General features: G+C 72.6%; 12 protein-coding genes. 6 read left to right on the forward strand and 6 right to left on the reverse strand.

All coding sequences use genetic code 11. From position 1 onward, the window contains the following. Positions 1–231: 231 nt before the first annotated feature. Together ACH4F6_RS10730 and ACH4F6_RS10735 are read left to right on the forward strand one after the other, a co-directional pair. On the forward strand, positions 232–2,784 hold the full coding sequence (locus tag ACH4F6_RS10730) for a DEAD/DEAH box helicase (RefSeq protein WP_397959575.1): 2,553 nt from the start codon (positions 232–234) through the stop codon (positions 2,782–2,784). A 194-nt stretch (positions 2,785–2,978) separates the two neighbouring features. Further along, entirely contained in the window at positions 2,979–3,854 is an 876-nt protein-coding gene (locus tag ACH4F6_RS10735) for an alpha/beta fold hydrolase (protein WP_397959577.1), read from the forward strand. Here ACH4F6_RS10735 and ACH4F6_RS10740 read toward each other — a convergent pair. Further along, on the reverse strand, positions 3,851–4,756 hold the full coding sequence (locus tag ACH4F6_RS10740) for an NYN domain-containing protein (RefSeq protein WP_397959840.1): 906 nt from the start codon (positions 4,754–4,756) through the stop codon (positions 3,851–3,853). The genes ACH4F6_RS10735 and ACH4F6_RS10740 overlap by 4 nt on opposite strands. Positions 4,757–4,972: 216 nt before the next feature. Here ACH4F6_RS10740 and ACH4F6_RS10745 point away from each other — a divergent pair, with 216 nt between their 5' ends. Next, entirely contained in the window at positions 4,973–5,125 is a 153-nt protein-coding gene (locus tag ACH4F6_RS10745) for a hypothetical protein (RefSeq protein WP_007384531.1), read from the forward strand. Between the two features lie 89 nt (positions 5,126–5,214). Here the strand turns inward: ACH4F6_RS10745 and ACH4F6_RS10750 are convergent, their stop codons facing one another. The 3 genes from ACH4F6_RS10750 to ACH4F6_RS10760 form a co-directional block, all read right to left on the reverse strand. Then, complete coding sequence (locus ACH4F6_RS10750) at positions 5,215–5,820, reverse strand: MarC family protein (protein WP_397959580.1); 606 nt, start codon at positions 5,818–5,820, stop codon at positions 5,215–5,217. 51 nt (positions 5,821–5,871) lie between these two features. Continuing rightward, the gene (locus tag ACH4F6_RS10755) at positions 5,872–6,729 is read right to left on the reverse strand and encodes a PHP domain-containing protein (RefSeq protein ID WP_397959582.1); all 858 of its coding nucleotides are present in this window, start codon (positions 6,727–6,729) and stop codon (positions 5,872–5,874) included. Between the two features lie 353 nt (positions 6,730–7,082). Next, positions 7,083–7,724 (reverse strand): DUF6758 family protein, encoded by a 642-nt coding sequence (locus ACH4F6_RS10760; RefSeq protein ID WP_397959584.1) that lies wholly within the window; start codon positions 7,722–7,724, stop codon positions 7,083–7,085. A 169-nt stretch (positions 7,725–7,893) separates the two neighbouring features. Here ACH4F6_RS10760 and ACH4F6_RS10765 point away from each other — a divergent pair, with 169 nt between their 5' ends. Beyond that, positions 7,894–9,117 carry an MFS transporter gene (locus ACH4F6_RS10765; protein WP_397959586.1) on the forward strand — a complete coding sequence of 408 codons (1,224 nt, stop codon included), beginning with the start codon at positions 7,894–7,896 and terminating at the stop codon, positions 9,115–9,117. Positions 9,118–9,204: 87 nt separating this feature from the next. On the opposite strand, the gene ACH4F6_RS10770 is transcribed toward ACH4F6_RS10765, so the two are convergent. Beyond that, on the reverse strand, positions 9,205–9,789 hold the full coding sequence (locus ACH4F6_RS10770) for a suppressor of fused domain protein (protein ID WP_397959588.1): 585 nt from the start codon (positions 9,787–9,789) through the stop codon (positions 9,205–9,207). A gap of 566 nt (positions 9,790–10,355) precedes the next feature. On the opposite strand from ACH4F6_RS10770, the gene ACH4F6_RS10775 reads away from it, so the two are divergent. Continuing rightward, a complete protein-coding gene (locus ACH4F6_RS10775; protein WP_397959590.1) occupies positions 10,356–11,471 on the forward strand; it encodes a magnesium and cobalt transport protein CorA in 1,116 nt (371 codons plus the stop codon). A gap of 23 nt (positions 11,472–11,494) precedes the next feature. After that, positions 11,495–12,010 carry a hypothetical protein gene (locus ACH4F6_RS10780; RefSeq protein ID WP_397959592.1) on the forward strand — a complete coding sequence of 172 codons (516 nt, stop codon included), beginning with the start codon at positions 11,495–11,497 and terminating at the stop codon, positions 12,008–12,010. A gap of 121 nt (positions 12,011–12,131) precedes the next feature. Here the strand turns inward: ACH4F6_RS10780 and ACH4F6_RS10785 are convergent, their stop codons facing one another. Then, entirely contained in the window at positions 12,132–12,887 is a 756-nt protein-coding gene (locus ACH4F6_RS10785) for a hypothetical protein (protein ID WP_397959594.1), read from the reverse strand. Positions 12,888–12,955: the final 68 nt, after the last annotated feature.

Consider the following 12,955-nt stretch of genomic DNA (forward strand, 5'->3'; position numbering starts at 1 on the left):
CGCTAGAGCGTCGGCAGAGGTCCCGTGTCATACGGCTTGCCGCGAGCGGTTCGCCCGTAAGGCAGCCGACGTCCCCGGCACGGTCCGTCCAAGACCCCCGCGCTCGCCTCGCACCGCGTACACAGAAGAGGCAGCACCCTGACTACGACGTTCCGAGAGCTCGGGATCCTCCCCGAGACCGCCGAGGCCCTGGAGGCCGTCGGCATCACCACTCCCTTCCCCATCCAGGAGATGACGCTCCCCGTGGCCCTGTCGGGCACGGACGTCATCGGCCAGGCCAAGACCGGCACCGGAAAGACGCTCGGCTTCGGCCTCCCGCTCCTCGAGCGCGTCACCGTCCCCGTCGACGTCGAGGCCGGCCGCGCCCGCCCCGAGGACCTGACCGACGCCCCGCAGGCGCTCGTCGTCGTCCCCACGCGCGAGCTGTGCACCCAGGTCACCAACGACCTCCTGACCGCGGGCAAGGTGCGCAACGTCCGCGTCGTCGCGATCTACGGCGGCCGGGCCTACGAGCCCCAGGTCGAGGCCCTGAAGAAGGGCGTCGACGTCGTCGTCGGCACCCCGGGCCGGCTGCTGGACCTGGCGGGCCAGAAGAAGCTGAACCTGAAGCACGTCAAGTCCCTCGTCCTCGACGAGGCCGACGAGATGCTCGACCTGGGCTTCCTGCCCGACGTCGAGAAGATCATCGCCATGCTGCCGGTGAAGCGGCAGACCATGCTGTTCTCGGCGACCATGCCGGGCGCGGTCATCGGTCTCGCGCGCCGCTACATGTCGCAGCCCACCCACATCCGCGCCACCGCGCCGGACGACGAGGGCGCGACGGTCGCGAACATCAAGCAGTTCGTCTACCGCGCGCACTCCATGGACAAGCCGGAGATGGTCGCCCGCATCCTCCAGGCCGAGGGCCGCGGACTGGCGATGATCTTCTGCCGTACGAAGCGCACGGCCGCCGACATCGCCGAGCAGCTCCAGCGCCGCGGCTTCGCCTCCGGCGCGGTCCACGGCGACCTCGGCCAGGGAGCCCGCGAGCAGGCGCTGCGCGCCTTCCGCAACGGCAAGGTCGACGTCCTCGTCTGCACCGACGTCGCCGCCCGCGGCATCGACGTCGAAGGCGTCACCCACGTCATCAACTACCAGTCGCCGGAGGACGAGAAGACGTACCTGCACCGCATCGGCCGCACGGGCCGCGCGGGCGCCAAGGGCACGGCGATCACCCTCGTCGACTGGGACGACATCCCGCGCTGGCAGCTGATCAACAAGGCGCTCGAGCTGGGCTTCAACGACCCGGTGGAGACGTACTCCACCTCCCCGCACCTCTTCGAGGAGCAGGGCATCCCCGCCGGCACGAAGGGCGTCCTGCCGCGTTCGGAGCGCACGCGCGCCGGGCTCGACGCGGAGGAGCTGGAGGACCTGGGCGAGCCGGGCGGCCGGGGCGGACACGGTCGCGGCGACCGCCGGGGCGGCCGGGACGAGTCCCGCTCCGCCGACCGGGAGCGCCCCGCCCGCACGCCGCGCCGCCGCCGTCGTACGCGCGGTGGATCCCCGCTCGACGCGACCACGGCTCCCGAGCAGACCCCCGTGGCGGAGGAGGCGGCCTCGGCCCGCACCCCGCGCCGGCGGCGCCGTACGCGCGGCGGGGCCGTGCAGGAGGGCGTGGCCGCCACGCCCTCGACGACGCCCGTCGAGTCCGCCGCTCCCGAGACCGGTGCCGCGGAAGCGGCCGTGACGACGGCCGAGGGCCCGGCTCTCGACGCGCCGGAGACCCCGGCGAAGCCGCGCCGCCGCCGCACCCGCCGAGGCGCGGACGCCCCGGTGGAGACGGTGACGGAGACGGCCGTGGAGACGGTCGTCACGGACACCGTCGCGAAGACCCCGGCCGCCGAGACCGCCGTCGACACGGCGGAAGCCGTGGAGGCCCAGCCGCGCCGCCGTACGCGCAAGGCGACGGCCGCGGCCGAGCCCGCCGTGGAGACGGCCGTGGCGCCGGAGGCGACCGCGGAGACCAAGCCGCGCCGCACCCGCAAGGCGACGGCCACCGCCGCCGAAGCCGCGGTCGACACGGCCGAGGCCGCGGAGGCCAAGCCGCGCCGCACCCGCAAGACGGCGGCCACGGCGGAAGCCGCGGTCGACACCGCCGAGGGCGCCGAGGCCAAGCCCCGCCGCCGCACCACCCGCAAGGCCACCCAGCCGGAGGCGACCACCGCCGACATCCCGGCCCAGGCCACCGCCGAACCCGAGGCCAAGCCCCGCCGCACCCGCAAGACCGCGGCCACCGCCCCGGCCGAAACCGCGGTGGACACGGCCGAGGCCGCGGAGACCAAGCCGAAGGTCCGGCGGACCCGCAAGACGGCCGCCACGGCGGAAGCCGCGGTCGACACCGCCGAGGGCACGGTGGTCAAGCCGCGCCGCACCCGCAAGACGGCCGCCGCGGCCGTCACGACCGTCGAGACCCCGGAGACGGCGCCCGAGGCCGCGGAGGCCAAGCCGCGCCGCACCCGCAAGACGGCGGCCGCCCCGGCCGAAGCCGCGGTCGACACCGCCGAGGGCGCCGAGGCCAAGCCCCGCCGCCGCACCACCCGCAAGGCCACCCAGCCGGAGGCGACCACCGCCGACATCCCGGCCCAGGCCACCGCCGAACCCGAGGCCAAGCCCCGCCGCACCCGCAAGACCGCGGCCACCGCCCCGGTCGAAACCGCGGTGGACACGGCCGAGGCCGCGGAGACCAAGCCGAAGGTCCGGCGGACCCGCAAGGCGACGGTCGCCGCGGAACCCGCGGACAGCTGATCGCCGGCAGCACCCCCGACGGCCCGGTTCCTCCCGCACGGAGGAGCCGGGCCGTCGGCGTTCCTCCCGGCGCGCCCCCGCGGACGGCAGCCGGACGGCCGGCGTGCCTGCGCCCGTCGGACACCGCCCCGTCCGCCGACCCGCCCGCCCCACCGCCCCGCCCCGTCGCCCCGCTCTCCCGGTAGCCTCGCCCCGTGACCACGCCGATCAGTTTCACTCCGCCCTCCGGTGCCCGCGCCTATCGCCTGAGGACCGCGCGCGGTGAGTTCGCCGTCGTCGACGCGCCCGTGGCCACCGGGGTCCGGCCCCGGGGCGTCGCCCTGCTGCTGCCCGGGTTCACCGGCAGCAAGGAGGACTTCCACCTCCTGCACGAGCCCCTCGCGGTGCGCGGGTACCGCACCCTCGCCGTCGACGGGCGCGGCCAGAACGAGTCGGACGGCCCCGCGGACGACGAATCCCCTTACGCACAGGACGAGTTGGCACGGGACGTGCTCGCGCAGGCGGCCGCCCTCGACACCCCCGTGCACCTCGTCGGGCACTCCCTGGGCGGTCAGATCGCCCGGGCCGCCGTGCTGCTGGACCACTCCCCCTTCGTCTCGTTCACCCTGCTCTCCTCGGGTCCGGCCGAGATCTCGCCGTCCCAGCGGCAGCGCGTGAAGCTGCTGCACGACGCCCTCGCGGCGATGACGATGTCCGAGGTCTGGGAGGCCATCCTGGCGATGGGTCCGCCGGAGGAGGTCGGCGGTCCCGCCCGCGGCTTCGGCGAGCTGGCGCTGCTGCGTCTGCGCTGGCTGAACCACAAGCCCGCCCAGCTCCTCGCCACCGGCCGCCAGTTGCTCGTCGAACCGGACCGGGTCGACGAACTCGCCGCCGTCCCGCTGCCCCTCCACGTCCTGTCGGGCGCGCGTGACGACACCTGGCCGGTGACCGTCCTGGACGACATGGCCGTACGTCTGCGCGCGCACCGCACCGTCGTCCCCGGCGCCGAGCACTCCCCCAACCAGGAACGGCCCCTGCCGACCGCCCACGCGCTGGCCGACTTCTGGGACCGGCACCCCCAGAAGGCCTAGTACTGCGTCTGGAGGTGCTCCCAGAACCCGTCGCGCAGCGCGCGCCGGAGGTCGGCCTGGCCGCGCAGGGAGTACTGCAGCATGCCCTCCGCCTCGACCAGGAGGTCCTGGTCGACGGAGCCGGGCAGGTAGGGGTGGCCGGGCAGGAGTTCTCCGAGGGAGTCCCGGCCCCGCGCCGCGAGCCACTTGGCGGCGATCTGCGCGCCGACGAAGCGGACGTCCTCGCGGGTGGGCCGGCCCGAGCCGACGGCCTCGTAGGCGGGGGCGGTTCGGCGTGAGACGTACGGCTTGAAGAACTCGAGGTCGAGGGTGCGCTGGCTGTCGACCTCCCACAGCAGGGGCTCGGCCTGGTTGCGGCCCTCCGGGGCCTCGATGCCCCAGAGGTGGACGCGGGCGCCGTAGCCCTGGGCCGCCTCGACCGCCGACACCAGGTCCTCGTCGCCGCCGAGGAGGGCCGCGTCGCTGATGGCGCGGTGCCGGGCGAGGGACTCCAGGTCGGTGCGGATCAGGGAGTCGACGCCCTTCTGCTGGTTGTTGGCGTTCAGGTTGCCCAACCGGACCTTCACGTCCGGGAGTTCGGCGATGGACTGCTGCTCGGCGGTGTGGATGCGGCGCCGCGCCCCGTCGTACCAGTAGACCCGGAGCAGCCGGCTGTCCGCGAAGATGCTGCGGGCCCGGTCGATGAGCGCCTCGATGAGCCCCTCGGCGTCCAGGTCGAAGGCCCGCCGGTCCTCGGTTCCGGCGACCAGCCGGCCCGCGGCCGCGTACAGGTAGCCCGCGTCGACGAAGATCGCATGGGTGGAGGGTGTCTTCGCCACCTCGGCGAGCATGCGCGTCAGCAGCTCGTTCGTGCGGTCGATGCGGGCGGCGAGGGCGGCGAGGTCGTCGTTCATCACCTCCATTGTCCCGGCGGTCACGCTGCGAACACAACCGGTCCCGTTCGGTCGACCCGAGGTTCCTTACCGGACGGTAATTAGTCGTTCGAAAAATTTCTTTAGCGTAGGGAATGTTTGTAACAAGCACCGCGTTGAATACGAACGGAACAGGGGGCACCGTCGTCCCGTGGGCCTCACACCAGTAGTTCTCCTCAGGAGGATGACCAGACGAAGGGAGAAGCCATGCGCTTCGAAATCATGCGACTCGACGACGTCGACGGCACGCCCGTGGACAGCACCGTCGTGGACGCCGCCTCCGTCAACCGGATCGTTCAGCAGGCCGCCGCCATAGGGCAGCGTCTGTGGATCCGTCCGGCCGACACCTCGGCCTCGTAACCCGCGGGTCCCCCTCTCCACGCTCCGGAGCCCCCGTACGGCATCACCCGAATGCCGTACGGGGGCTCCGCGCATGTCCGGGCGGGGGCTCAGCTCCCCCGGATCACCTGCGTGACGCCGTTGATGATCTGCTGCACGGCGATCGCGGAGAGCATCATGCCCGCGAGCCGGGTCACCAGGACCACGCCGCCGTCCTTGATGACCCGGATGATCAGCAGCGAGTAGCGCATCACCAGCCACAGCACGACGTGGATGGCGAGGATCGCCGTCCACACCGACACCTGCGTGCCGACGCCGTCCGCCTTCTGCACGGCCAGGATCACCGACACGATCGCCCCCGGGCCGGCCAGCAGCGGCATGCCCAGCGGGACGAGGGCGACGTTGACGTCCTTGGTCTGCTGGGGCTCGTCGGTCTTGCCCGTGAGCAGGTCCAGCGCGATCAGCAGGAGCAGCAGCCCGCCCGCGATCATCAGGGCGGGCACGGACACGTGCAGGTAGTCCAGGATCTGGTGCCCGAGGAGCCCGAAGACGGTGATCACACCGCCGGCCACGCAGACGGCCTGGAAGGCCATCCGCTTCTGCACCGCGCCGGGGCGTCCGGCGGTCAGCGCCAGGAAGATCGGGGTGATCCCGGGGGGATCCATGATGACGAAGAGGGTCAGGAAGAGGGAGCCGAAGACGGCGATGTCGAACATCAGTGCGGGGCCTTGCGGAAAAAGGTGACGGGGGACGTGCGGGGGCGGGTCTCAGGCCCCGCCGGTCCCGGGCACGGGGAACGCCCCCGTCGCGCGTCGCGTGATCTCCCCGTACACCTCGGGGTCGGTCGTGTACTCGCCGAGCACGCAGGTCTTGCGGCTGCCGTGGTAGTCACTGGACCCGGTCGCCAGCAGCCCCAGCTCCCGGGCCAGACCGCGCAGCCGTACGCGGGTGTCCGCGTCGTGGTCCATGTGGTCGACCTCGATGCCGTCCAGGCCCGCGGCGGCCAGCTCGGCGATCGCGGACTCGGGCACCGTGCGGCCCCGCTTGCTCGCGGCCGGGTGCGCGAAGACGGTGACCCCGCCGGCGGCCTTGACCAGCCGGATCGCCTCGAAGGGGTCGGTCTCGTGCTTCTCGACGTAGGCCCGGCCGCCGTCGGCCAGCCAGTCCTGCGTGAAGGCGTCGCTCACGGTCGGGACGACGCCCAGCTCCACCAGCGCGGTCGCGACGTGCGGCCGCCCGACGGAGCCCTCGCCGGCGATCCGCTCGACCTGCTCCCAGGTGACCGGGACGCCCAGCCCCTGGAGCCTGGCCACCATGCCCTTGGCCCGCGGCACCCGGTCGTCGCGCACCAGCTCCCGCTCGGCGAGCAGGGCGGGCTCCTCGGGGTCGAACAGGTAGGCCAGCATGTGCATGCTGATGCCGTCGATGCGGCAGGAGAGTTCGGCGCCGGTGACGAGCGTGAGGCCGGGCGGCAGCGCGGCGATCGCCTCGGCGTACCCGCGCGTGGTGTCGTGGTCGGTCAGCGCCACGACGTCCAGACCGGCCGCGGCCGCGCCCCGCACCAGTTCGGCCGGGGTGTCCGTACCGTCGGAGGCCGTGGAGTGGCAGTGCAGATCGATACGCACGACACGGACTCCAGGCGGCGACGGGGCGGAAGGGGACGCTCCAGCATAACGGGAAATCGAACGACCCTTGTCACACCCGCAGCCGAGGAGCACCCCCTACACGTACGCCACCCGCACACCTGCGGCGAAGGTCACTCGTCCGGACGGACGGGGGAACGCGCGACCCCGTCCCGAGGCCCCCGCGGAGAGCACCCCGCGCGCACGGCGAGATCATCCGCCCGGGGGCGCGGGTACCGGGCGACCGGCCCGCGGCGACGAGCCGTCGGCCCACCACGACCCGCAGCCGGCCCCACGACCGCGACCGCCGGCGCCCCGCGACCGCCGACGGCCGGCAGCCGCCCCCGCGCGGCGCGTCACGGTCTGAGCAGGCGCGGCGACAACGCTCCGCACGGCACCAGTTCCACCTCGGCTCCGGCGTCGCGCAGATCCGTCAGCACGAGCTCGTCGTACATCAGCAGCCCGGCGGGCTCGGGCCAGACGACGGCCCACAGCCACAGCCCCCGCGCCTCGCCCGCGAAGACCGCGCGGTCGTCCGGGGCGCCGGAGACGTGCCAGAGCGGCGTGGGGCGGCCGGCGGCCAGGACCTTGGCCTGGGGCGGCTTCTCGACGTTCAGGTAGGGGCCGGGATCGGGACCGTCGATGCCGGCGTACCGCGCGCCGAGGCCCACGCCGAGCTCCTCGGCGACGAGGATCAGCTCGCCCACGCCGCCGAGCGGACCGGGGCCGGAGCAGGCCACGGCGGAGGCACGGCCGCCGCTGCGGTCGTCACCGGCGTACGCCACGCCCGTGAACAGCCAGCCGACCGGCAGCGGCCACGGCATCCACACCGGCACCTGCGTGCGGTGCACCACGACACTGAGGGCCTCGACGCTGGGCGGGATCACGGGCTGCAGCGGATGCACCGTCCCGTGCACATCACACTGCCAGGAGTCGGAGAAGAGTCCGGGAGCCCTGACCCGGCCACCACACTTCGGGCAACTGGGTTCGCCCCTCATAGGGCCCCACGGTCCTACCCCATCCCCTCCGCGTCAAGGACGATCACCCGTCCGGGCGGCGGGCGCGTGGCGCGCGGTCGCCCCACCAGATAGATGCATCTTGCATTAATTAGCCGAGCTAACTTACTATGTGTAAACAGCAACCATCCACCTCGGGATTGGAGCAGGCATGGACCCCTTCGACGAGGGAGCCGGCGGCATCCTGAAGCAGCCCAAGGCGGTCTGGGCGACCGCGGGCGCGTCCGTCGTCGCCTTCATGGGCATCGGGCTCGTCGACCCGATCCTGCCGTCCATCGCCCAGGGTCTGGACGCCTCGGCCGGCCAGGTCTCCCTCCTCTTCACCTCCTACTTCCTGATCACCGCCTTCGCGATGCTGGTGACCGGCTTCGTCTCCAGCCGCGTCGGCGGCCGCAGGACGCTGCTCCTGGGCCTCGCCCTCGTCGTGGTGTTCGCCGGCCTCTCCGGCACCTCGGACACCGTCGGCCAGCTCGTCGGCTACCGCGCCGGCTGGGGCCTGGGCAACGCCCTCTTCGTCTCCACGGCCCTCGCGGTCATCGTCGGCGCGGCGGCGGGCGGCAGCGCCGCGGCGATCCTGCTCTACGAGTCCGCGCTGGGCCTCGGCATGGCGTGCGGGCCGCTGCTGGGCGCGCTGCTCGGCGACGCCAGCTGGCGCTACCCCTTCTTCGGCACCGCCGTCCTGATGGCGGTGGGCTTCCTGTGCATCGCGGCGTTCCTGAAGGAGCAGCCGAAGCCGGCCCGCAGGACCTCGCTGCTCGACCCGCTCAAGGCCCTCGGCCACGGCGGTCTCGCCTCGGCGGCGGCCTCGGCGTTCTTCTACAACTACACGTTCTTCACCGTGCTGGCCTTCACGCCGTTCGTGCTGAACATGACGCCCTACGCGTCGGGCGCGGTCTTCTTCGCCTGGGGCGTGCTGCTCGCCGTCTTCTCGGTCGTGGTGGCCCCGCGGCTCCAGGAGCGGTTCGGTTCGCTGAAGGTGCTCGGCTGCTCCCTCGTGCTGCTCGCCGCGGACGTGCTGGTCCTCGGCTACGGCGACCACACCACGGCCGTCGTCTGCACCGTCCTGTCCGGCGCCTTCATCGGCGTGAACAACACGGTCTACACGGAGCTGGCCCTGGGCGTCTCGGACGCGCCGCGCCCCGTGGCGAGCGCCGGCTACAACTTCGTGCGGTGGTTCGCCGCGGCGGCCGCGCCCTACTTCGCGCCGAAGATCGAGGAGTGGACCGACGTCCACGTCCCGTTCGTCGTGGCGGCGGTCACCGCGGTCGCGGGCGCCCTCGTGGTCGTCGTACGCCGCGGGGCGCTCACGCACGAGGCCGCGGAACTGGAGCCGGCGCACGCGGCGGAGGACGGGGTCGCCGCCTTCGCCGACTGAGCCGATTGAGGTAACGGAGCCGACCGAGCCGACGGGCAGTCAACTGACGCGTTCCGGCCTGCGCTTGGTGACCTTGCTCACGTGGCGTCAGTCCAGCGGGACGGACCTCCGGGACGGATCCCGGAGGTCCGTCCCGTTCGTCAGCCAGCGCTCCTGGAGGGCCTGGGCGCCGTGCACGCGCTTCCAGGCGGCCTCGTTCGGCGTCATCGGCAGCAGCGGCAGGAAGCGGACCGGATCGAGGGGCTCGTCGAGCTCCAGGTCCTCGACCAGGCCGCCCGGCTCGGCGACCAGCACCGACGTGAACGGCGCGCCGGGCCACAGGGGTTCACCGACGTCGAGGGAGGCACCGGGGGCCACGACCACACCCTCGACCTGCGGGGACGCGGCGAGCACGGCGAGCGGGCGGAGCACCTTGTCGGTGTCGGCGAGGCCGCCGCGCACCGACAGGACCAGCTCGGCGCGCGGGCCCCGGACCGGGTCGGCGACCATCGCGGTGGGGTCGCCCATCGGCTGCGCGGACATGCCGAGCGTGGCGTAGCGGACGACGTCGCCCTCGTGGAAACGCAGCACCTCGACACGGTCCGTACCGAGGAAGGTCACCGCGGCGCGGGCGTCCGGCTCACCCAGCGCCGTACGCAACCGGGCCTCGACCAAGGGGAGAACATCTGTCATGCCGCGAGAATAGAACTCGTCAGTACCGGGCAAAGCAACGCCTTGACACTTCCGGCGGCTGATACTCTTGCCCGGTGGTTCGGGGCAGCACGCAGAAGCGTCGCGATCAAGCCCCGACGCCGAAGGGATTCCCTCACGGGGGACCGGCTGGAGGAGGTGGGGCTGTCATGGATCGAAGTCGACCGTGCAGTACCACTCGCTCTTCCCGCCGCTGATGTAGCTCTGTGGCTCCGGCCGACCGCCGCCTCTCGCGCTCGCGTCTTCACACGGAAGAGCACTTCGTTTCGTTGTACCGGATCGACCGACCAACCGATCTGTCCGATCCGTCCGACCGGCCGATCATCCGATCTGTTCGATTCGTTTGATCCGTTCGGTCTGGTCTGTTCGGTCTTTCCGATCCGTCCGGTCCGAAGCAGTAGCTGAATCAGTAACGAAACTCGCCACCGCGACGGTGCGGTGCTCCCCGCTTTGTGGACGTGCCAAACATCCGCAGTCAGGACGTCCCCATTCCGGGTAGTTCCACCCGTCGCCGGCGCCTTTCGTCGCCCGTCGCGAAGGAGCCTGCCATGTCGATGATCCGCGACCTGCGTGCCGTGGTCCGCCCGTCCCGCCCCTCCCTGCGCAAGGACAGCGGCGCGTACGACACCACCCGCGACCCCGACACGCCCTCGGCCGTCGTCGACTGCGCCGTCTACCGCGACGGCGCGCGCGTGCGGACCGAGGCCCCGCTCACCCCGCACGAGGCGATGCGCCAGGTGCGGCGCGACGGCGGCTTCGTGTGGATCGGGCTGCACGAGCCGACCGAGTCCGAATTCGCCGGTATCGCGGGCGAGTTCGGGCTCCACCCGCTGGCCGTGGAGGACGCCGTCCAGGCCCACCAGCGCCCCAAGCTCGAGCGCTACGACGACTCCCTGTTCACGGTCTTCAAGACCATCCACTACGTCGAGCACGACCAGTTCGACGCCAACAGCGAGGTCGTCGAGACCGGCGAGGTCATGTGCTTCACCGGCAAGGACTTCTTCATCACCGTCCGGCACGGCGGCCAGGGCTCGCTGCGCGGGCTGCGCCACCGCCTCCAGGACGACCCCGAGCTGCTCGCCAAGGGCCCCTCGGCCGTGCTGCACGCCATCGCCGACCACGTCGTCGACGGCTACATCGCGGTCGCGGACGCCGTGCAGGTCGACATCGACGAGGTCGAGACCGAGGTCTTCTCGCCGGGCCGCAAGGGCAGCCCGCGCGGCACGGACGCCGGCCGGATCTACCAACTCAAGCGCGAGGTACTGGAGTTCAAGCGGGCGGTCTCGCCGCTGCTGCGGCCGATGCAGCTGCTGAGCGAGCGGCCCATGCGGCTGGTCGACCCCGACATCCAGAAGTACTTCCGGGACGTCGCCGACCACCTCGCCCGCGTCCAGGAACAGGTCATCGGCTTCGACGAGCTCCTCAACTCCATCCTCCAGGCCAACCTCGCGCAGGCGTCCGTCGCGCAGAACGAGGACATGCGCAAGATCACGTCCTGGGCCGCCATCATCGCCGTGCCGACGATGGTCTGCGGGGTGTACGGCATGAACTTCGACTACATGCCGGAGACGCACTGGAAGTACGGCTACCCCGTGATCATGTCGGTGACGGTCGCCCTCTGCCTGGGCATCCACCGCACGCTGAAGCGCAACGGCTGGCTGTGAGCGTGCCTCGATAGGCTGGGCCCATGACACGCGAGCTGCTCGACCAGGCCCTCGTCGAGGAGGCCACCAAGAAGTCCGGCCTCATCTGGGTCAAGGCCGCCGGACAGCCGGCCGCCCGGGCGCTCTGGCACGTCTGGCACGACGGCGCGGCCTGCCTGGTCGGCGACGGGCCCGGCGAGCAGCCGCTGCCGGGGCTGGCCGACGGCGCCCCGGCCGAGGTCACCGTCCGCAGCAAGGACAAGGGGGGCCGGCTGGTCTCCTGGACCGCGCGGGTCGTCCAGGTCGCCCCCGGCACCGAGGCGTGGGAGGCGGCCGTCGCCGAGCTCAAGGGCAAGCGGCTGAACGCGCCCGACGGCGAGGCGATGACCGGGCGGTGGGCGGCCGAGTGCCGGGTGCTGCGCCTGGAACCGACCGGCCGGACGCTGCCGTTGCCCGAGGGCTCCCTGGCCGAGGCCCCGGTGCCCTCGCCGGCCACGACCCGTCAGGCGATTCCCGCCGGGCTTCCGCGGCTGCTGCTGAAGAAGCGCAGACGCAAGTGACCGGCCGGACCCGGACGCGAGCCGCCGAGGACGCCGACGCCTGACCCCCGCGCCCACGACACCGGCCACTCCCCCGTGCCCCGCGCCCACGACACCGCCGGCCCCTTGCCGTGATCCGCGCTCAGGACGTCGGCAGCTCCTTGCCGTAGTCCACCGTCTCGCCCTTCGCCGGCTGCTCCAGGGCGAAGTCCTCGCCCCACGCGGAGAAGCTCAGCGTGCCGGCGCCGCCCGCGCGGACCAGGCGCAGCGGATACGGCTTGCCCTCCAGGGAGACGTCCAGCGTGCCGCCGGAGCCACCGTCGCCGGTGATGCGGATGGTGCGCACACCGGCCTGCTCGTGGTGCCCGTCCTTGTCCAGCGAGCCGTGCAGCGTCAGCAGGTCGCCGAGAAGGAGGTCCTTGTCCGTGAAGCCGCTGAACTTCTTGTACGACGGGTCGCCGGCCGGCACCTTCACGTACTTGCCGTCGAGCTTGTCCGCGGCCGCCGCGTCCGAGCCGCCGCCGGCCTTGTCGTCCTCGTTCTTCCAGAACGCGGCGTCCGCCTTCAGGTACAGCTGCTCACCGACCCGCAGCAGGTGGAAGGCCGCCCCCTCGGCGGTGACCGACCCGGTGCCGCCGTCCGGCTTCAGGCGCATGTCGAGCTTGTACGACTTCCCGCCGGCCACCACGGTCCCGGACAGCCGCACCGCGTCCACCGTGTCCGCGGCCGCCTTCGTCTTCGCCTGGATCTTGTCGGCCGACAGCTTGCCGACGCCGTTCGTGCCCGCGTCCGGGTCGTCGCTGCAGCCCGTCACGACCATGCCCGTCACGGCCATCGCGCACATCGCGCTCACCAGCCCGGCCCGGCGGCGGGTACGGCCCTGGGGAATCGCAGTCACAGAGGAGGCTGCCTTTCTGCGGGGAGGTCCTGAACGGCGTACCGCAGCGTACCGGGGTGGCCGCGCGG

It is taken from the genome of Streptomyces sp. NPDC017936, assembly GCF_044328485.1.
Taxonomy (GTDB): domain Bacteria; phylum Actinomycetota; class Actinomycetes; order Streptomycetales; family Streptomycetaceae; genus Streptomyces.